The sequence below is a fragment of the Collinsella sp. i06-0019-1H4 genome (genome assembly GCF_042849575.1).
GTDB lineage: Bacteria > Actinomycetota > Coriobacteriia > Coriobacteriales > Coriobacteriaceae > Collinsella.
Genome location: NZ_BAABYB010000001.1, coordinates 535,021 through 555,622 on the forward strand (window position 1 = coordinate 535,021; position 20,602 = coordinate 555,622).

The 20,602-nt window shown below is 60.2% G+C and carries 14 protein-coding genes and 1 tRNA gene; 6 read left to right on the plus strand and 9 right to left on the minus strand.

Going from position 1 to position 20,602, the window contains the following annotated elements; translation table 11 throughout:
* Positions 1–45: 45 nt before the first annotated feature.
* The 5 genes from ACGHEN_RS02210 to ACGHEN_RS02230 all read right to left on the minus strand — a co-directional run bounded on the left by ACGHEN_RS02210 (position 46) and on the right by ACGHEN_RS02230 (position 6,512).
* Positions 46–2,613: a homocysteine S-methyltransferase family protein gene (locus tag ACGHEN_RS02210; RefSeq protein WP_390397062.1), complete on the minus strand. Its 2,568-nt coding sequence runs from the start codon at positions 2,611–2,613 to the stop codon at positions 46–48.
* Complete coding sequence (locus ACGHEN_RS02215; RefSeq protein WP_117800482.1) at positions 2,603–3,616, minus strand: DUF4928 family protein; 1,014 nt, start codon at positions 3,614–3,616, stop codon at positions 2,603–2,605. The genes ACGHEN_RS02210 and ACGHEN_RS02215 overlap by 11 nt, the downstream gene beginning before the upstream one ends.
* Positions 3,579–4,739, minus strand: a complete 1,161-nt coding sequence (locus ACGHEN_RS02220; RefSeq protein ID WP_117790239.1) for a DNA cytosine methyltransferase — start codon at positions 4,737–4,739, stop codon at positions 3,579–3,581. Before ACGHEN_RS02220 ends, ACGHEN_RS02215 begins: the two co-directional genes overlap by 38 nt.
* Positions 4,740–4,848: 109 nt before the next feature.
* Positions 4,849–5,640, minus strand: coding sequence for a hypothetical protein (locus ACGHEN_RS02225; RefSeq protein WP_390397065.1), 792 nt, complete (start codon positions 5,638–5,640; stop codon positions 4,849–4,851).
* On the minus strand, positions 5,640–6,512 hold the full coding sequence (locus tag ACGHEN_RS02230) for a methylenetetrahydrofolate reductase (RefSeq protein WP_390397067.1): 873 nt from the start codon (positions 6,510–6,512) through the stop codon (positions 5,640–5,642). The genes ACGHEN_RS02225 and ACGHEN_RS02230 overlap by 1 nt, the downstream gene beginning before the upstream one ends.
* A gap of 426 nt (positions 6,513–6,938) precedes the next feature.
* Between ACGHEN_RS02230 and ACGHEN_RS02235 the strand changes: the two genes are divergently transcribed.
* Positions 6,939–9,026 (plus strand): glutamine synthetase III, encoded by a 2,088-nt coding sequence (locus ACGHEN_RS02235; protein ID WP_118205277.1) that lies wholly within the window; start codon positions 6,939–6,941, stop codon positions 9,024–9,026.
* 184 nt (positions 9,027–9,210) lie between these two features.
* On the plus strand, positions 9,211–9,972 hold the full coding sequence (locus ACGHEN_RS02240) for a 4Fe-4S dicluster domain-containing protein (RefSeq protein ID WP_390397070.1): 762 nt from the start codon (positions 9,211–9,213) through the stop codon (positions 9,970–9,972).
* A gap of 279 nt (positions 9,973–10,251) precedes the next feature.
* On the opposite strand, the gene ACGHEN_RS02245 is transcribed toward ACGHEN_RS02240, so the two are convergent.
* From ACGHEN_RS02245 to ACGHEN_RS02260, 4 genes are all read right to left on the minus strand, one after another.
* Positions 10,252–10,328: transfer RNA gene (locus ACGHEN_RS02245), tRNA-Glu, on the minus strand.
* A gap of 299 nt (positions 10,329–10,627) precedes the next feature.
* The gene (locus ACGHEN_RS02250) at positions 10,628–12,805 is read right to left on the minus strand and encodes a MurT ligase domain-containing protein (RefSeq protein WP_390397072.1); all 2,178 of its coding nucleotides are present in this window, start codon (positions 12,803–12,805) and stop codon (positions 10,628–10,630) included.
* A 45-nt stretch (positions 12,806–12,850) separates the two neighbouring features.
* A complete protein-coding gene (locus ACGHEN_RS02255; protein WP_390397075.1) occupies positions 12,851–13,894 on the minus strand; it encodes a hypothetical protein in 1,044 nt (347 codons plus the stop codon).
* Positions 13,894–14,970, minus strand: coding sequence for a hypothetical protein (locus ACGHEN_RS02260; RefSeq protein WP_250786838.1), 1,077 nt, complete (start codon positions 14,968–14,970; stop codon positions 13,894–13,896). The genes ACGHEN_RS02255 and ACGHEN_RS02260 overlap by 1 nt, the downstream gene beginning before the upstream one ends.
* A gap of 500 nt (positions 14,971–15,470) precedes the next feature.
* Between ACGHEN_RS02260 and ACGHEN_RS02265 the strand changes: the two genes are divergently transcribed.
* The 4 genes from ACGHEN_RS02265 (at position 15,471) to ACGHEN_RS02280 (ending at position 20,498) form a co-directional block, all read left to right on the plus strand.
* Complete coding sequence (locus ACGHEN_RS02265) at positions 15,471–16,694, plus strand: iron-containing alcohol dehydrogenase (RefSeq protein WP_117583326.1); 1,224 nt, start codon at positions 15,471–15,473, stop codon at positions 16,692–16,694.
* A gap of 83 nt (positions 16,695–16,777) precedes the next feature.
* Entirely contained in the window at positions 16,778–17,878 is a 1,101-nt protein-coding gene (locus ACGHEN_RS02270; RefSeq protein ID WP_117563611.1) for a glycerol dehydrogenase, read from the plus strand.
* A gap of 147 nt (positions 17,879–18,025) precedes the next feature.
* Positions 18,026–19,093, plus strand: a complete 1,068-nt coding sequence (locus ACGHEN_RS02275) for a glycerol dehydrogenase (RefSeq protein WP_390397080.1) — start codon at positions 18,026–18,028, stop codon at positions 19,091–19,093.
* A 151-nt stretch (positions 19,094–19,244) separates the two neighbouring features.
* Positions 19,245–20,498 (plus strand): 4Fe-4S binding protein, encoded by a 1,254-nt coding sequence (locus ACGHEN_RS02280; RefSeq protein WP_271744132.1) that lies wholly within the window; start codon positions 19,245–19,247, stop codon positions 20,496–20,498.
* Positions 20,499–20,602 lie beyond the last annotated feature (104 nt).

Below are 20,602 nucleotides of genomic sequence, written 5' to 3' on the forward strand. Positions count from 1 at the left end.
GGTGGCGCGTGCGGCACGTTTTAGTGCTCGGTTGTTTCCGTTGTGTTACTGCCCAAAGACCTCTTCGGCGATACGCGCGCTCTCGGCGGCGTCCTTGGCGTAGTAGTCCGCGCCAATCTGCTTGGCGTATTCGGGGGTGAGCACGGCGCCGCCCACGATGATCTTGACGCCCGGCACCTCGGCATGAAGCAGCTTGATGGTCTCCTCCATGGCCACGACGGTGGTAGTCATAAGCGCCGAGAGGCCGACGAGCTTAATGTCACGCTCCTTGACGGTCTTGAGCACCTCCTGCGGATCGACGTCGCGACCCAGATCAAAGACGGTGTAGCCGTAGTTGTCGAGCAGCATCTTGACGATGTTCTTACCGATGTCGTGGATATCGCCCTTAACGGTGGCCACGCAGATCTTGCCCTTGTCGGCAATCTCGCCGGCGGGCATCAGGCGCTTGATGGTGTCGAAGCCCACGCGCGCGGCCTCGGCCGAGGCCATGAGCTGCGGCAAGAAGAACTTTCCCTGGTCAAAGAGGACTCCGACCTCATCGAGGGCGGGGATAAAGTGGTTGTTGATGAGGTCCATAGCGTCGTGGTCGGCCAGCAGGCGCTCGGTCTCGGCCGCGATCTCGCCTTTGCGGCCCGAGACGACCATGTGGCGGATGGGGTCGTCGTTGCCGTCGGTGCCAGCGGTGCCAGCAGCGGGCACGGTGTCGGTCGATGTGGCCTGAGCCGCTGCCGGGTTGGCGGCGATCTTGTACGGATCGGTCCAGCCGGCATAGCGCTCGATGTATCCGGTCGAGCCCTCGTCCTCAACGCTCAGGACGCGATAGCTGTAGACGGTGTCCATAAAGCGCTTGGAGCCCGGGTTCATGATGGGGGCGTCCAGGCCCGCGCCAAAGGCGGCGGCCAAAAAGACCGAGCCCAGCAGCGGGCGCGCGGGCAGGCCAAAGCTGATATTCGACACGCCAAGCGCGCATTTGACGCCCAGACGCTTCTTGCACAGGGACATGGCGCGCAGGATCTGTTCGGCTTGGCGTTGATTGGTCGAGGCGGTCATGACCAGGCAGTCGATGAGGATGCGGTCCGGGCCGATGCCGTAGCGGGCGGCCTCGGCCACGATGCGCTCGGCGATGGCGAAGCGAGCCTCGGCGGTATCGGGGATGCCGCCTTCGTCGAGCGTGAGGCCGACGACGTTGGTTCCATAGTGGGCGACCAGCGGAAAGATCTCATCCATGATCTGCTGCTTGCCGTTGACCGAGTTGATGATGGGCTTGCCGGCATAGCGGCGTACGGCGGCCTCGACAGCGGCGGGATCGGTGGAGTCGATCTGCAGCGGCAGGAGCGTGGAGCCCTGGAGCTGCTCGGTGGCCTGCTGGATAATCTTGACCTCGTCGATCTCGGGCAGGCCCACGTTAACGTCCAGGATATCGGCGCCCTGTTCTTGCTGGCTGATGCCCTGACTTACGACGTAGTCCAGATCGCCGTCGCGCAGGGCCTGCTGCAGGCGCTTTTTGCCGGTGGGATTGATGCGCTCGCCGATGACGGCAATCTTGTGGCCATCGCAGGGAAGGTCCACGACCGTCTGGGCGCTCGTGACCGACATGCTGGGCTTGCGGTGACGCGGACTGGGCGTGTGGTTGTCGATAAGCGTGCGCAAGGCCGCCATGTGCGCGGGCGTGGTGCCGCAGCAACCGCCCACGACGCTCACGCCATCCTTGATCATGCCGGCGACGGCCGCGGCGTACTCGGGCGCCTGGATATCAAAGACGGTGTTGCCGTCGTCGTCCACGCGGGGCAGTCCCGCATTGGCCTGCACCATAACGGGCTTGTCGGTGACGGTGAGCATGCGCGCGGCGAGTCCTCGGAGCTCGGCCGGGCCCTGGCTGCAGTTGATGCCAAGGACGTCGGCGCCGATGGCGTCGAGGGTGATGGCGGCGACCTCGGGGCTCGTGCCCAAGAAGGTGCGGCCGTCTTCCTCAAAGGTCATGGTGGCAAAGACGGGCAGGTCGGAGTTCTCGCGGCAGGCGAGGACTGCCGCCTTGATCTCGGCAAGATCGGTCATGGTCTCGATAATAAAGAGGTCGACGCCCGCAGCGACGCCGGCGCGCACCTCCTCGGCAAAGAGGTCGTAGGCCTCGTCAAAGCTGAGGGTGCCCAGGGGACGCAGCAGGGCGCCGATGGGGCCGATGTCGCCGGCGACGTAGCGGGCGCCGGCCTCGCGGGCGCAGGTGACTGCCGCGGCAAAGACGTCTGCCACGGTGGCAGCGCCGTCGAGCTTGTGAGCGTTGGCGCCAAAGGTGTTGGCGGTGATCACGTCGCAGCCGGCCTCGACGTACTGACGCTGGATATCGGTGATGACCTGGGGCTCCTCAAAGTTGAGCAGCTCGGGCGGGGCTCCGGCTTTCATGCCGGCCGCCTGCAGCATGGTGCCCATGCCGCCGTCGAACAGCAGGTGTCCCGTGCCCTCGATGGCGGCGCGCAGACGATCGTTCTTAATGCGAAGGTCGTCGATTGTGCGCGTCTTGTATGCAGCGCCTTTGCGGCGTGCGGCATCAACAGGCGCCGCCAGCGCGGTACCGTCCAGATCATGAGTGATAAGTATGTTTGAGCTATTCGCCATGTGCATCCATTTCGTCTAGAGCCCACTGAGGAATTTCTATTTGAAGAGATTTGTCGGGCTCGATATCTTCGATTCGCTTGTTGTAGTGGGCAAGAAGCCGTGCGACATTTAATCGAATTAGGTCTCGCTTGTAGAACGATAATTCTTCAATATTGATGCCGATAAACGATTCGAGCGCGATAACCTGTACGCGATTGCCGAGTCCCTCACTTTCGAACAGTCCGTAAGCGAAGGAAACTTTATCGTGGGGGACAACGACGATGGGACGAATGCCATTTCGAATGTTATCTCGGCATCGATCGGTCAATTTGGCCATTGGCGATACAGTCACATGAAATGCAGCATCATTGATTTGGAAATCGCCAGAACGGTCTGTTTGCTGGTCGGCAGCGTTTGAGTTGTCCTTTCCGATTTCTATGGTTGGAAATAACATCTCTAGTTTTGCACCTACCAGGTGCTGTGCGACGGTACCCGTTGGCTTATCGGACCGTAGGCTTGCTTCGGCTAGGATATCATCGACAATGACAGAAATTGGTTTTTGAAGATCAATTTCGACTTTGATTCTCTGCCGGTTAAAGAAATCGACCTGGATTCGCTCGACGAAGAAATTGGCGATTGCATTCGCAGCTTCAAGACGAGCGTCTTCGCAAGTGTCACTGGGTAGGGCAGAGTTGATAATTGTGGCAAGCTCAAGCGCCATCGGGAGTGTGCCGCGTGAGGTCCTGCCGCCCTCTGATGCGAAGGCACGCGTTTCCCCATGCCTGGCTAAAACTGTTTTGATGCATGCTCCACTTAGGCCTCGTACTTGGCTCCCCTTGTCCGATTGCACATAATCGTCGGTGAGCGGAAAACGGTTTTGCAACAGCTCGCTTATGCCTATACCAACCGCCATGACGTTACGGTTGACATTGCCTCGCTTGCTGCGCTTGGATTCGTACCAGAGTTCAATGGCATCCAAGATATCTTTATCGGGCTCGTTCAAGGAGCAATTGGTCATTTCCATTATTGTTCACTCCGTTCCTTGAAGACATAAGCGCGGGTTTGACTGCATTTTTTATAAGCCAAGTGACAACTGGCACGGCAACTGCATCGCCGAATGCGTAGCGAATCTGAGCATCCGAGAAGCCGCTAAACTGACATGAGTCAGCACCTTGGAGACGGGCATATTCAGTTCCAGTCATCCAGCGAACTTCTATCTTTCCGTTTTCGCATATCACGACTGCCTGTCTTGATGAGCCGCCGCGAGCCGTTCTTAGACATCCGGCAATTTCTTCTTCACGGATTTCCCAGCGCACAACGCCTGATCGCGTGCGACGGTAAGCAGTGCGAACAGTTTTTTCTTTGGCATTTAAGAAGCGCTGAAGGCGCTCTGCTTGATGCGGTGCAAGCGAGTCGATAAATGCTTGTACTTGGTTTTTGTTCCACCAACGCTTGTCGCCCTCGGGAATATCTTCAACAACCGTTGCAAGGCCCGTCATGCGAAGTGGGCTCGGCTCGTTTAGGTGAGAGATGTGCGTAATGAGTGAAGGGTCGGAGTGAATCCAGGAGACCTTTTCAGGTCGAAGCGAGGAATCGAGTCGGCTGTTGGGAAGAGGGTTTTTTAATCCGACGACAAACATGCGTGGGCGTGACTGGGGAAGCCAGTGCCGTGCATCGATAAAATAAGCGTCGCATGAATAGCCTAAACGATTAAATTCCTGGCAAACGAGTCTAAAGTCATCACTGTTATTAGACGTGGCAAGGCCGATGACGTTTTCGAGAACAAGTGCCCGCGGGGCACGATCGCTCATTCCTTCGATGGCCTTAATAAAGCCAAAGAACGCACTGGACTCTTTACCAGAGATAAGTCCCTCCCTGTTTCCCGCGAGAGATAAGTTTGTGCAAGGGCTTGACGCCCATGCGATGTCGGCTTGGGGTATTAGGTCGGGGTCGAGCGTGTGGACATCCTGCTCGACTAGATGCTCATCGCCCCAACACTGGCTGTACATGGCGCATTTAGTATGGTCTATGTCATTTGCCCAGATTGTTTTGATTCCGGCTTTTGCCATGCCGGCACGAGCCAAGCCAATGCCTGAAAAAAACTCAAGTGCGGTTAGTTGTGGCGAGAACTGCAGAATGTTGTGCATGTACTGGCTTTCAGATAGTTGTTATTTGGCATCTTATGGTACTTGTTTGTGAGGACATTCGCTTACTTACGGACGAGATTCCCTCGATACCGTGCCATCAATTGACATTTTATTCAGAATGCGAATAGCAGGTGGTGTGGGCGGCGCGGAAGCGACAGTGCTCGCGCATGCGGCAGATATTGCAGGTGGGGCGGCTCTGGGCGTCGTGGACCTCGCCGTCGAACAGACCGATCACCGCGGTCACGCTCTTGGTGGGCATGAGCAGGCTGGTGGGCGTGACGGTAAGCCCGATGAGCCGCGTGGCGTTGAGCGCGTCCACGATTGAGCGCTGTGCCGTAAGCGGGCAGTCGCCGTAGCCGGGACTGAAGCGCCAGTTACCGGCGAGTCCGTGTGCGGCGGCCGCAGCCTTAACCTGCTGGTCCATCTGCTCGACGGCGGCTTCTACATAGGCACAGCATGCGGCGTCGAGCACAGCTCCCTCCAGGGGCTGCTGGGCTCCCGTGGTACGCAGGCGACGCTCGGCGTCCATGCCGAGGGTGCATGCCATGAGTGCGGCAAAGCGGGCGTCTTTGAGATGGCGATAGATATCGCGACCGCGCAGCTCAACGTTGGTGCCGACCAAGCGAATGCAAGGCTCTCCCTGCTCATCGACGCCCGTGGCATCGACGGCAAAAACGCGGCGCACGCCACGGGGCTCAATGTCCAGTTCCAGACGCTCAACGACAAGCTCAATACGCTGCGACAGCTCGGGCTCAATCTGCTGACCGCCGTAGCCCAGGTAGCGCAGCATCTCGGCACGGTCGACGCGGGGGCGATGGGCGGCATCGATACGGTAGAGCGCCGGCGACGCAAGATCGGCCGGCACTTCACCAAAAGCTGTATCGATGTGCGGTTTTTCCATTACCCCAGGCGCTCCATAATGGTCGCGGCGATTGCAGGACGGTTCATAGTGTACAGGTGCAGACCGTCGGCACCGTGCTCCTTGAGGTCGCAAAGCTGATGGGCGGCATAATCTACACCGGCTGCCTGCAGGCTCTCGGGGTCGTTCTCGTACTTGGCGAGGATCTTGATGACGGGGGAGGGCAGCGACGCGCCGCACATAAAGACCATGCGGCTGATCTGCGACTTGCCCATAAACGGCATGATGCCCGCGGTAATGGGCACGGTGATGCCGGCCTTGTCGGCAAGCTCGCGAAAACGGTAGAAGCACTCGTTATCAAAAAAGAGCTGCGTCACAAAGAAGCTCGCGCCGGCGTCCTGTTTTTGCTTGAGGTATTCGACCGAGGCGTTGAGATCTTCACAGGCAATGTGGCCCTCGGGGTAAGCTGCGGCGCCCACGCAAAAGCCGGCGTCGACGAGCTCAGGGATGAGGTCGCGGGCGTAGGCGTAGTCCGAGGCGGGCTTGTCGTCCTCGGTCGCGCCGGCGGGAAGATCGCCGCGCAGGGCCAGTACATTTTCTACGCCGGCGGAGCGGTATTCATCAATCTTGGCGGCGATATCGGCATGCGTGCGGCCAACGCAGGTGAGGTGCGCCACCGAGGGCGTATCGAATTCGCTCGTAATCATATGCGCGATGGGGGCGGTGGTGGCACCGTTGCCCGAGCCGCCGGCCGAGCAGGTGACCGAGACAAAGCTCGGCGAAAGCTTGCACAGATTGCCTGCCACTTTGCGAGCCGTGTCGAGGGTCAGCTCGCCCTTGGGCGGGAACATCTCAAACGAAACGGGTGTGGTGCCCTGGGATGCCGCCTGCTTAAAAAGCTCGTCGACGCGCATATCGTGCTCCTTTAGATACGTAATAGTGCGATGTGTTGTAAGGATTCTACAGCACCACTGTGCCACGATGGAGTTTTACTCGCTATTTGGGGATACCAATCGAAAATGCTTCGCTATCGGCATTTCCTATAACAGAGCGGTCAATGTAGGATGGGGCTATATTGAATGGTATCTGATGCGAAATACCAGTTAATAGAGCCCCATTCTACATTGACTACCCTTAAACCATGGGGAGAGGTCTGCAATTTATGCAGTTGATTGGCTGTTGAGGGTGGCAACGCCGCCTCGATAGGGTAACCTCATTGATTGGTTTCGCGACGGCAACATAACGGTAATGTCGCGGAAACACGGCGAGTCTAAGCTATGACTCGTTCGTTAGTAATCAACACCGCTTCTCACGCGGTGCCGATACGAAGGGAGTTCCGTATGGCCGAACTTACTGACCGCTTCGGGACCATGGTGTTCTCTGAGGAAGTCATGAAGGATTACCTCCCCAAGGACATTTGGAAGCGCCTTGCTGCAACCCTCGAGGGCGGTGAGCCGCTCGACCTGGACGTGGCCAACGCCGTTGCCCATGCCATGAAGGTCTGGGCCATCTCCAAGGGTGCGACGCACTACGCGCACTGGTTCCAGCCGCTTTCGGGCATTACTTCCGAGAAGCACGATAGCTTCCTGGAGCCCAACCACGACGGCACCGCCATTACCAAGTTTACGGGCAAGAACCTCATCCAGGGCGAGCCGGACGCCTCCAGCTTCCCCAACGGCGGCCTGCGCGCTACCTTCGAGGCCCGTGGCTACACCGCTTGGGATCCCACTAGCCCCGCCTTTATCAAGGACGATGTCCTGTGCATCCCCACGGCTTTCTGCTCCTACACGGGCGAGGCCCTGGACAAGAAGACCCCGCTGCTGCGTTCCATGACCGCGCTCTCGCGTGAGTCTAAGCGCGTTTTGGCGCTGTTTGGCAAGACCCCCAAGAAGGTCGTTCCTTCCGTGGGCGACGAGCAGGAGTACTTCCTGATCAAGAAGGACGCCTATCGCAAGCGCAAAGACCTGGTCATCACCGGCCGCACCCTCTTTGGCGCTGCTCCCTGCAAGGGCCAGGAGCTCGAGGAGCACTACTTTGGCGCTATCCGCCCCACCGTCTCGGCCTATATGAAGGACCTGGACGATGAACTGTGGGCGCTTGGCATTCCCGCCAAGACCAAGCACAACGAGGTTGCTCCCTGCCAGCATGAGCTCGCACCGGTCTATGGCGAGGTCAACGAGGCCATCGACCAGAATCTGGTCATGATGGAGAAGATGAAGCTCATCGCCTCCCGCCACGACTTGGTCTGCCTGCTGCACGAGAAGCCCTTCGAGGGCATCAACGGTTCGGGCAAGCACAACAACTGGTCGCTTGGCACCGAGTCCGAGAATCTGCTCGATCCGGGCGACACCCCGCTCGACAACCTGCAGTTCATCGTCTTCCTCACCGCGGTGATCGAGGCCGTCGATAACTATCAGGAGCTCCTGCGTGCCTCCGTTGCCTCGGCCGGCAACGACCATCGTCTGGGCGCCAACGAGGCTCCTCCGGCGATTATGTCCATCTTCCTGGGCGACCAGCTTACCGAGGTCGTCGAGAAGATCATCGATGGCAAGGCTTCCGTCCATGCCACGCGCGGCGTGCTCGACCTGGGCGCCGATACCCTGCCCAAGCTGATGCAGGACAACACCGACCGCAACCGCACCTCCCCGTTTGCCTTTACCGGCAATAAGTTTGAGTTCCGTGCCTGCGGCTCCGAGCAGAACGTCTCCGACTCCAACCTGGTGCTCGATGCCGCCGTGGCCAAGTCGCTCAAGTCCTTCGCCGACGCGCTTGAGGGTACGCCCGAGGATGAGTTCCAGGACGCCGCGCTCGAGTACTGCAAGAAGGTGCTGACCGATCACCAGCGCATCCTGTTCTCCGGCGATGGCTACTCCGACGAGTGGCCCGTCGAGGCCGAGAAGCGCGGCCTTGCCAACAACAAGACCACGGCCGATGCCCTGCCCGCCTTTGTTTCCGATAAGGCCATTGCGCTCTTTGAGGAGACGGGTGTCCTGACCAAGGCTGAGGCCCAGTGCCGCTACGACTGCAAGCTCGAGAAGTACAACAAGCTCATGAACATCGAGGCCACCACGATGGTTCGCGAGGCGCGTCGCACCTATCGCCCGGTCATTACCGCCTATGCCACCAAGGTCGCTAAGGGCCTTGAGACTATTCGTGCCGCCGGTGCCGAGGCCGCCATGCAGTGCGAGCAGAACACGCTCAACAAGCTCTGCAACGGCATCACCACCATCAACGACTCCATCAAGGCACTCGACGCCGTGCATCAGAAAGCCGAGGCTCTCGATGGCCAGGAGCAGGCCAACGTGTATGCACATGAGGTCGTTCCCGCTATGGATACGCTGCGCGCCGCCGTGGATGCCATGGAGGAGATCGTGGCCGCCGACTACTGGCCGGTTCCGACCTACGACGACATTCTGTTCTATGTGTAACAGACACGTTTGATTTTGTGTGCGAAGGGGTCTCGCCTGTGCGAGGCCCCTTCTCTTTATGTCGCTCGGACCTGCTCTGAACTTGCAGCCGAGCAGGTGTTTCGCGCGGGGCATCTTAAAAGTTGTAACCTGTTTTGGCATGCGGACGTTTCGGGCGTTTGTTCGTAAAGGGGAGGATTATCCGATGAAGGTATTCGATATCGTGTTTAGCCCGACCGGCGGAACGGAAAAGGCGTCTGGCTACATTGCCAATGCGTTGGAAGGGGAAACCGTTGCTGTAGATCTGACCGATAGCGGGCTTGGTTTTCGCACAGTTGCGATGACAAAAGAGGATGTAGCCGTGGTCGCGGTGCCCTCGTATGGCGGGCGAGTCCCGGCTGTGGCCGCGGAGCGCTTGGGTATGATGCGGGGAAACGGTGCGCAGGCGGTTCTGGTTTGCGTTTACGGAAATCGCGCGTATGAGGACACGCTGGTCGAGCTTGAGGATGCGGCGAAAGATGCGGGCTTTCGGGTGATCGCGGCGGTTTCTGCCATCGCCGAGCATTCTATTGTTCGCCAGTTTGCCGCCGGTCGGCCTGATGCACAGGACGCGGCGCAGCTCGCTGGGTTTGCGGATCAGATTCAGCAAAAGATGTCTGCAGGAGATGCTTCTGAGCCGGCTATTCCGGGTAATCGTCCCTATAAGAAAGCCGGGGGTACCGGTATGGTGCCTATGGCCACAAAGGAGTGCACCGCCTGCGGGGCTTGCGTCGCAGTGTGTCCCGTTGGCGCTATCGACAAAGACGATCCCAAGCGGGTGGACAAAAAGGCCTGTATCTCTTGCATGCGCTGTGTCGCCGTATGTCCGCGGGGCGCTCGCGCGGTAAATCCCGTCATGCTCTCTGCGGCTACCAAGATGTTGAGCAAAGCCTGCTCTGAGCGAAAAGAATGCGAACTGTTCATCTAGCGCAAGGGCGTTGAGTACTTTTCGTCTTATAACGGCAAAAAGAACGAACCCGTCGGACCTTACATCCGGCGGGTTCGAACATTTTAAAGTTGGTGCCCCCAGCGGGATGTCCGCGTGCGGCTTCCGCCGCTCGCTTCCGCTGCGTCGCTCCGCTCCTTGCGTGCTGCGCTGGAAAACGCTTGCGCGTTTCCTCAGCTCCGCACCCTGTCGGGTTCGAATCCCGGCGCATGGGTAGCAAAAAGCCCGCTACCGAATTGGTAACGGGCTTCTCAGATTCTGTGGTGCCCCCAGCGGGATTCGAACCCGCGATATCCACCTTGAAAGGGTGGCGTCCTTGGCCGCTAGACGATGGGGACAGTGGGAAAGAGTATAGCAGACTTTTTTGCCGGCGCGTATATCGTTGGCAAACTGGAAAACCACCACACAGGAGCTGGCTCCCTATCCCGATCTTCAAACATCTCAACCTGTAACATCTGGGCTGATAAATCGGCTCTATCTGTTACAGATCGAGACAGACGGCGGGCGTCGGGACGAATATCTCAATCTGTAACAGTAAGACGACTTTCAACGGCCTAGATGTTACAGATCGAGACAAACAAACGTGGCAGATCAAAACCACCACAAAGGTGCCTGTCCCCTTTGTGGTGGCGGGGCGTTAGGGGAGGAGCTTCATCGCGGCGTCGTGGGCGGCGTGCTCGTAAGCGTCGTCGAGGGGCTTGAGCGGCAGCAGAGCGGTGGCCTGTGCATCGCCACGGCGCTCGAGAGCGTGGGTGATGAGCCAGTCGGCGAGTTCGGGGTTCTTGGGCAGTGCCGGTCCGTGTAGGTACGTGCCGATGACGCCCTTGTAGATCAGACCCTCAAAGCCGTCGTCGCCGTTGTTACCGGTGCCCGTGACGACGGACGTTCCGAGCGGCGTGGCCTCGGCGTCCAAAAGCGTGCGGCCACCGTGGTTCTCGAATCCCACAAAGGGCTCGGGTGCCAGGTCGGTCTTGACGGCGACGTTGCCGATCAGGCGGTCGGAGCCGCGCACGGTTTCGGCGGCAATGACGCCCAGGCCCTCGAGGCGATTCTCACCCATATAGTACGAACGGCCGAGCAGCTGATAGCTGCCGCAGATAGCGAGCAGCGAGCCGCCATCCTCAACATAGGACGCGACCTTGTCTTTTTGAGCGAGCAGCTCGTGTGCCACGGCAAGCTGGTCGCGGTCGGAGCCACCGCCCATCATAACGATGTCGGCGTCGGTGAGATCGAGCGACTCGCCCATGCGGACCTCGTCCACACGCACGGGAATGCCGCGCCAGGCGCAGCGGCGCTCGAGGGCAATGACGTTGCCGCCGTCGCCATAGAGGTTGAGGGCATCGGGATACAGGTAGACGATGCGCAGGGGGCGCGAGAGTTCGACCGGCGCAATATCGGTGGGGACAGCGCTGCCATCGGCGCGCGTTGCGGCGTGGGAGGCAACCGAGCTCGCATCGGTGCCCTTAAGCTCGTCGAGCTCCTTGACCAGCGGCGGGAAGGCCGTGTAATTGGCGACGGCGTAGAAAGTGTCGCCAGCCTCCTCGTCTGCCACGGCGCCGATTGCCTGCTCGATATTCGAGATGATGGCGGAGTCGATGCCGGCGTACTTCAGGCGTACCTGCATATCGTGTGCACGCGTGCCGCCGGCAAAGGCGACAAGCCCTGGGGTATCGGCGATGCGCTCGAAGTCGACGTCGTAGATCCACGAGACATCGTGGCCGTCGGCGTCGTTGTCGTTCAGAAAGAAGGCGCAGAGTCTGCCGCCCGCCGTCTTAATGGACTGGATCTGGCGATCGAAGCCCACGGGATTCTTGGCCAGGTTTGCCTCGACGGTACGGCCGGCGATCTCCCAGCGGCCCATGCGTCCGCCGGCGGGGACGTAGGCATCGAGCGTGGACTGTAGATGTGCCGCGCCCACGCCCAGCTCGCGCGCCGCAAAGAAGGCGGCGGCAACGTTATAGACCATGTATAGGCCGTTGTAGCGCGTGGCGATGTGCGTTGCGGGTGCGTCAGTATCGGGTCCAAAGTTCAGGTCAAAGCCGTAGCCGTTGCAGGTGAGCTCAACGTCCGTTACGCGACGGACCAGCGCGGGACGACCCCAGCCGCACGAGGGGCAATGGTATGCTCCAAGCTGTCCGTACTGCACATAGTCGTACTCCAGCGGCGCGTTGCACTGCGAGCAAAAGCGCGAGTCGCTAATGCGGTCAGACTCGGTGTCGGTGGCGCCGTCGATGCCAAAGGCGATGCTTGCATTGGGAACGCGCGCGGCGATCGCGGCACACAGCGGGTCGTCGGCGTTATAGATGAGCGTCGTTGTCGGCGAAAGCTCCAGCGCGTGGGCGATGACATCCTGGGTATGGTCGATCTCACCGTAGCGGTCCAGCTGGTCGCGGAACAGGTTGAGCAGCACAAAGTAGGTCGGCTTGAGCTTGGGCAGGACGCGCACCGTGTAGAGCTCGTCGCACTCAAAGACGCCTACGCGCTTGCTGCTGGCGGTTCGCTTAAGGTTGCCGCGCGCCTCGAGCAACGCGCCCACCACGCCTGGCTCCATGTTGTTGCCGGCGCGGTTGCATACCACGGTGGCGCCGCTGGCGGCAACGGCATCGGCGATGAGGTTGGAGGTGGTGGTCTTGCCGTTGGTGCCGGTGATCACCACGCTGCGGTCGACAAGGCCCGCGAGGTCGCTTAGCAGCTCGGGGTCGATCTTCATGGCGATGCGGCCGGGGAGTACGCCGCCCTGGCGCTTAAGGACGGAGCGCAGCCCCCAGCGGGCGATATCGCTCGAGGTGCAGGCGAGAGATGAGCGGAAGTTCATGAAGCCGTTCCTAACGTGAATGACATGGTCGTGGCGTTTGCGCCGTTAAAAGCCGTAACGGCGCGCAAATTCCTGGGCAAGCTGCGATACGTCTTCGCAAGCGTTGGCCCAGGGGGCAAAGTCGGGAGTATCCGAGATGATGCCGTCGGCCTCCCAAACTGCCTGATGCGAAAGGTCCCAGGGGTCGTGCGGTTCGGGCCGGCAGGGAAGGTACGGTGTCTGATACATGGGGTTCAGCAAAAAGAACGCGCCGCCCTCGCAGCGGTTGGCAAACTCGCGCAGCGCGCGTGTCGCCGGGCGCATCTTGTTTGTTTTGAACAACAGGATCGTGCGGGCGAGTAGGTACCAGGGGGAGCTCTCGAGGGCATCGGCCCCCATCTGCTCCTCGAGCTGGTGGGCCAGGGCAAAAAAGCCGTCCTCGTCTTCCAGGCGAGCGAGGGCGAGTAGCACGGTGCCTGCAGCTCGGGTGGGATAGCCTTCCGCCTTAAGAACGCGGCGAGAATAGTTGGCGGCAGCACGGTAGCGAGCGCTCGCCATGCACAGCTGCGAGATGGCCTCGAGCGTGTGGAGCCACCCGATAAGAGCCGGCTCGCTTACGGTGAGATCGGCCGCCGTCACGCCGTCCGTCAAAACCTTGTTGGCCCAGTAGTGCGGGGCCTCCATGTCGAACCCGGGCACGCTTTGCTGCAAGTAATCGGCCGTGGTCGCCTCGAGCTTCATCAAGTCGCCTAGACAGGCGTCGACGGGCGTGTCCGCCAAAATGATGGCGAGCAGCTGGGCATCGAGGACATACGCATCGACGCGGACGATTTTGAGTAGCTCATCGCGCATATCGTCGAACAGGCGGTTGCGCGTCTGCTCAAACTCCTCATCGCTGCCCATGTCCTCGATGCGATGGAGCTCGTCGAGCAGGTGGCGGTGGACGCCTGCATAGGACAGCAGTGCCTGGGCATGCTCGGTCTGCGCATACTTATGAGGGTTGACGCTCACGTCGTTATGGACAAGCTCGCGTGCTGCATCGGTGAGTTCGGGGTGCGACGCAAGGTAGGCGCGCTCCAGGTAGACGGGGATGTAGACGCTCGGATCCATTAGAGGTCTCCTCCCTTAAACGGCAAGCCCTGCTCGGCCGCCCGCAGGATGCGCTCGTCGATCTGGGAGCGGACGATATCGTTGGTGGCGACCCAGGCAGCGAAGCTGGCGTTGTCGGGGGCGCCCAAGCCCTCCTGCAGTACCGGCGTCGCCTCGGACAGCGCAAGGACAAGCTCGTCGGTGGAGCCCACGCCCACGTTGACGCGGGCATAGACGCCATCGGGAAACTCGGTTTGGAAATAGAGCGCCTCGGCTGCGTGTGGGCACGAGCGTGCAAGGATGCGCAAGTAGTGCTCGGCACCCTCGTAGTCCAGCTCGCGCCAGGCAGCGCTCATCAGCGCGATGAGCGTCCATGGGTCCAAGTCGCGCTCCGCGTCCTTGGGACGACGGCGTAGCGGCGTGTTGGTGAGATAGGGGACGGAGTGGGCAGAGCGAAAGCGCTTGAGCTCCTCGGCGGGGTATTCGAGCTTCGCCATGGCGAGCATCGCGGTGTGACGGACGCCGGCCGGATCGTTGGGGGCAAAGTCGAGGCTGCAGTTTGCGGCTTCGAGCGACATGCGATAGCGGCCGCTAATGAGGGCGCGCGACGCAAGGGCGGCAAGCCAGCGCAGGTAGGGGCGGCGCATAAGGTCGCCTGCGGCCTCACGCTCGTAGGGGTCCTGCGCCGAGGCGATCTTGAGTGCCAGGTCGTGCTCGACTTCATCGCGCTTGGATACCAGGTACTGTACGTACTCCTCGTTGGAGTTGGCGGTGAGGGCGGTCAGCATGCGCTGGGCATCCCAGTTGGTGGGGTCGAGCGCGGCTGCCTCGCGAAGCATGTTCTCGGCAGCGGCCTCTTCTTGCTCTGCCTGGGTATCGTCAGGGATAAAGGGAATGCGGTAGTCGACAGCCTCGACCACCTTGGCAATGAGGTGCCCGGCGCGGTCGCGGTCGTGCACGATGAGCGGCGCGGGGTTGCGGGTGAATTGTTCCATCAGACGCTCTACGGCGGCACCGTCGGTGAGCGGGATATTGTCGCGGCGCAAGGCCTCAAGAACGAGGCGATGGCAATCCTCTTGAATGGGATCGAATGCCATGGGGCCTCCTTTGCTGCGGTTAGGGTTCAAATGTCTCTATATAAGGTTCTAGTTTACCCGCATGTGGCACACCGGGGGTGCCGCACTTGGACATGCACCTTTGCACCACGAAGACGGATGTCGCACAAATGTCGGCACCTTGGACGACTGAGTGGTATCACGATGCCGCAAACGGTCGATTTTTGGCGGCGAACGGGGCACATTTTGGAGGGCCACAGTCCTGCCCGGGATATGTGGTCAACCTTGATAAAACGTTTGCCCAGCTTGGGAGTATGAATGCCCCACAAGGGTCTTCAGGGATAGAAAAAACGTTTCATCATTGTCGGCTTTAGGTGAATAACTGACCAACCAGAACGGTAGAATAGTGTTTGTCTGAGCGTTGAGACGTTTAGACATCGCGCACTGTCATCGCCGGCAACGCGCAAAACGGTCCTAACGGAGCCAATCGGGTGCTCCGTTATATACGCAAGTCTAAGAGGGGCTTGTTTAGGAGGCACAGTATGGGACGTTTTACCAATCCTCGTGATCTGTACTTTGGTGAGGGCGCTCGCCACGAGGTGAAGAACCTCAAGGGCAAGAAGGCCATCATCGTTTCTGGCGGCAGCTCTATGCGCCGCGGCGGGTTCCTGCAGGACGTTGAGGCCGACCTTAAGGAAGGCGGCTTCGAGGTCAAGCTGTTCGAGGGCGTCGAGTCCGATCCGTCCATCGAGACGGTCATGAAGGGCGCCGAGGCCATGCGCGAGTTCGAGCCCGACTGGATTATCGCCATCGGCGGCGGCTCGCCCATCGATGCCGCTAAGGCCATGTGGGTCTTCTACGAGTATCCCGAGGAGTCCTTCGATAACATCATCCAGCCGTTCAGCTTCCCCGAGCTGCGTCAGAAGGCTCACTTCTGCGCCATCTCCTCTACCTCCGGTACCGCTACCGAGGTCACTGCCTTCTCCGTCATTACCGACTACGCCAAGGGCATCAAGTACCCGCTGGCCGACTTCAACATCACCCCTGATGTCGCCATCGTCGACCCCGAGCTCACCTACACCATGCCCGCCAAGCTGTGCGCTCACACCGGCATGGACGCTCTGACCCACTGCATGGAGGCCTACGTTTCCACCTGCGCTTCCATGTTCACCGACGCCAACGCTCTGCACGGCATCCGCGAGATCGTCGAGTGGCTGCCCAAGTCCTATGCTGGCGACCATGAGGCCCGTCAGCACATGCACGAGGCTCAGTGCATCGCCGGTATCGCCTTCTCCTCGGGCCTGCTCGGCATCGTTCACTCCATGGCTCACAAGACCGGTGCTGCCTTCGAGAACGGCCACATCATCCACGGTGCTGCTAACGCCATGTACCTGGGCAAGGTCATCCAGTGGAACTCCAAGGATCCCCGTGCTGCCGAGCGTTATGCTTACGTGGCCAAGGAGATCCTGCACCTTCCCGGCGAGACCAACGAGGAGCTCATCGCCGCGCTCGTCCAGAAGATTCGCGACCTCAACGACCAGCTCAACATTCCGCAGTCCATCAAGGATTACGCGAATGGTGGCGTGAAGGTCGACGCCGAGAACCCGCAGATGGTTTCCGAGGAGGAGTTCCTCGCCAAGCTGCCCGAGATCGCCGCGAACGCCGAGACCGACGCCTGCACGCCGGAGAACCCGCGTGAGACCAAGGCTGCCGACTTCGAGAAGATCCTCAAGGCCTGCTACTACGACACCGACATCGATTTCTAATCGACTCTTGTTATCGTAACGAGGGGCTCCGCACGTATCCGTACGGAGCCCCTTTCTTTTTTCTTTTAGAGAATGGGATAGTTATGGCTGCAATTTTCAATAGCCCCAGCAAGTACATCCAGGGTCCGGACGAGCTGGCCAAGCTCGGCTCCTATGTCGAGCCGCTCGGCGCTAAGGCCCTCGTCATCGTGACGCCTTCGGGCAAGAAGCGCGTCGGTGCCAAGATCGAGGGCGGTTTTGCCGAGGCTAAGGCCGAGCTGCTGTTTGAGGACTTTAACGGCGAGTGCTCCAAGGGCGAGGTCGATCGCCTGGTTGCGCTCGCTCGCGACAACGGTTGCGACATCATCGTCGGCGTCGGTGGCGGCAAGATCCTCGACACCGCGAAGGCCGTCGCCTATTACCTGGAGTCCCCGGTTATCATTTGCCCCACCATTGCTTCGACCGATGCCCCGTGTTCGGCACTTTCGGTGCTCTACACCGACGATGGCCAGTTCGATAAATATCTCTTCCTTAAGGCAAACCCCAACATTGTCCTGATGGATACGACGGTTATCGCGGCGAGCCCGGTGCGCCTGACGGTTTCCGGTATGGGCGATGCGCTCGCAACCTACTTTGAGGCCCAGGCGACGCATGATGCCGACGGTGGCACTTGCGCCGGCGGTAAGGGCGGCATGGCCGGCCTGGCGCTCGCCAAGCTCTGCTACGAGACGCTTATGGCCGATGGCGTCAAGGCCAAGGTCGCGCTGGAGAAGGGTGCGCTCACGCCTGCCGTCGAGCATATCATCGAGGCCAACACGCTGCTTTCGGGCATTGGCTTTGAGAGCTCGGGCCTTGCTGCTGCTCATGCCATCCACAATGGCCTGACGATGCTGCCCGAGTGCCACGGCATGTATCACGGCGAGAAGGTCGCCTTTGGCACCATCGTTCAGCTGGTACTCGAGGATGCTCCGACTGAGAAACTCGAGGAAGTCTTGGGCTTCTGCATTGAGCTGGGCCTGCCGGTCACGATGAAGGAACTTGGCGTTGCCGAGCTTACGCGCGAGCAGGCCATGATTGTTGCCGAGGCCGCCTGCGCGCCCGATGACACCATGTGCAATATGCCATTTGAGGTGACGCCCGAGATGGTCGCAAACGCCATCCTGGGTGCCGACGCGCTGGGACACTACTATCTCATGGATGAGTAAATCAAGCTAAGGAAGGGGCAAAGCCAGCAGACGGCTTTGCCCCTTTTTGCTATGGTGCAAACTAACCTGACCCCATCGCACCAAGTTGGTGCAAAGGGGTCAGGTTACTTTGCACCAATCGTTGTTTGATGAAGGGCGGATTCTCGTATGGCGCTTCCTATGGTTTACGGCGGTCCCGGCCGGTATGTTCAGGGGCCGGGCGAACTTTCGCGTCAGGGCAGGTATTTGTCATGGTTGGGCTGCGCTGCCTATGTCTTGTTTGACCAGGGCACCGAGGATCGGCTGTGCAGGCAAATCGTCGATGGATTTCTGGATGAAGATCTAAGCGAGCCGTTCTTTAAGATTTACAACGGTCCGTGTACGGAAGATGCCGTTGTCGAAATGGCCAAGGAAGCCCAGGCCGAGTATTGCGACATGGTGGTGGGCATTGGCGGCGGCAAGATGCTCGATGTCGCAAAGGCCGTTGCGTTTTATGCTGAGCTGCCGTTGTGTGTATGCCCCACGGCGGCTTCGATGGACGGTCCGTGCAGCGCGATTTCGGTGCTGTATCACGAGGATGGGTCGTTCGATCGCTATCTGATGCTCGAGAAGAATCCGGACCTGGTCGTGGTCGATACCAACGTGGTCGCGGCGGCCCCACTGCGCATGACGGTCGCCGGTATGGGCGACGCGCTGGCAACGTACTTTGAGGCGCATTCGTGCGCCGCGGCGCACGGCGCGAACGAGCACGGTGGCGCGCCGGGGCACTTGGCACTGGTCGCGGCACGTGCCTGCTACGATACGCTTATGGAATGCGGCGTCGCTGCCAAGCGCGATCTCAAAAAGGGGCGTACATCGCCGGCGGTTGAGCGCCTGATCGAGTGCAACATCCTGCTTTCGGGCGTTGGCTTTGAGAGCGGTGGCTTGGCGTTGGCGCATGCCATCGCCAACGGTCTGACGATTCTGCCCGAGTGCAAGGCCATGCATGGTGAGGCCGTGGCATTTGGCCTGGTGGTGCAGCTGCGCCTGGAGCGTGCGCCCGAGCTTGAACAGGTGCTCGAGTTTTGCCAACGCGTTGGTCTGCCGACGACGCTCGAGGATCTGGGCCTTGGCGAGATTTCCGATGCCGACCTGCAGAGTGTTGCAAATGCGGCCTTTAGAAACGAGCGTAATATGGCCAACGAGCAGGCCAAGGTGACCAAACAAAAGCTCGTGCAGCTCATGTGCGAGGCATAGTTTGGCGCTTGATTGACCTTGTGCAATCGAGGCGGCGATAGGCCATAGGCTATTTGTCCCAAAGGTGCTCCGCGTGTAATTTGCTCGAGGCACGGGCCGATGGCGTATCATTATCTCTTGCTTGTTTGCACTGCTCAGGGAGGGGCCGCGCATGGCGCAGGAACACGATCTGTTTGATGACATTATCGAAATCAGCAAGGGTTTCGACTTTCTTAAAAACCCGCTTGGCGGTGTGACCGACGCACTCGATCCGTCGGCGCCGCAGTGGAATCCTGCCGACTACAAGGAGCGTCCGCGCGGCAACACCATTCCGTGCCTGACCTGCAAAAACGAAAAGAGCGGCTGCACCGCGTGCATGGATGTGTGCCCGGTCAACGCTATCGAGGTCGAGGAAGACGCCATCGAGATCCTCGACTCCTGTCGCAAGTGCGGCCTGTGCGCCGCTGCCTGTCCGACCGAGGCGATCATCTCGCCGCGCCTGGCGCCCAAAAACCTTTACGACGACATTGTCTCTGCAGCTACGAGCCACGAGACCGCCTACGTCACTTGCACGCGCGCCCTCAAGCGCATGCCGCGCGAAAACGAGGTCGTCGTCGCCTGCGTGGGCGATATTACGGCCGAGACCTGGTTCTCGGTGCTGGCCGACTATCCCAACGTGAGCGTGTACCTGCCGTTGGGCGTGTGCGATAAGTGCCGCAACACCGGTGGCGAGGATATTCTGGGCGAGGCCATCGCCACCGCCGAGGAGTGGGCCGGTACGGGCATGGGCCTGGAGGTCGACCCCAAGAGCCTCAAATGTCATAAGCGCCGCGAGTACGAGCGCAAGGAGTACATGGATAAGATTGCCCGCACCACGGGCCTGACGGTGACCAAGCTCAATCCGGCAACGGCGGCGCTGGCCTCGGTGACGCAGAAGTTGAAGGCCCACCGTCACCAGATCACGCAGCTTGAGCGTACGCTCAACACCATGTGCGGTACCACGTCGGCCAAGCGTCGCCGTTTGCTCACGCACGGGCGCCAACTGGTGCTCTCGACGTTGCAAAACCACCCCGAGCTTGCCCAGAACATGCAGGTGAGCACGCCGGAATGCGATTTTGACAAGTGCACGTCGTGCGGCGAGTGCGTCAACGTGTGCCCCACGTTTGCCTGTGACCTGGTGGGAAGCGGCCGCTTTGCACTGGAGTCCACGTATTGCCTAGGCTGCGGAGCCTGCGTCAAGGTGTGCCCCGAGCATGCGCTTAAGTTGGTTGAACATGATGCATCCAACCTGGTCGTCGTCGATCCCGAGGCCGAGGAAAAGGCCGCCCAGAAGGCTAAGGCCCACGAAGAAGCCCAGAAGGTCAAGGCTGAGGCGAAGGCCAAGCTCGACAAGATGCTCGATCAGGTGGAGAAACTCGCGGACTAGTCAGCGACCCCTATCTCTGCTTCATTCGTGCCGCCGTGGCGTCCGGGTTAGCCCAGATGCTGCGGCGGCGCTATACTTATGCAGTTTGAAGTACCTGTACCAAA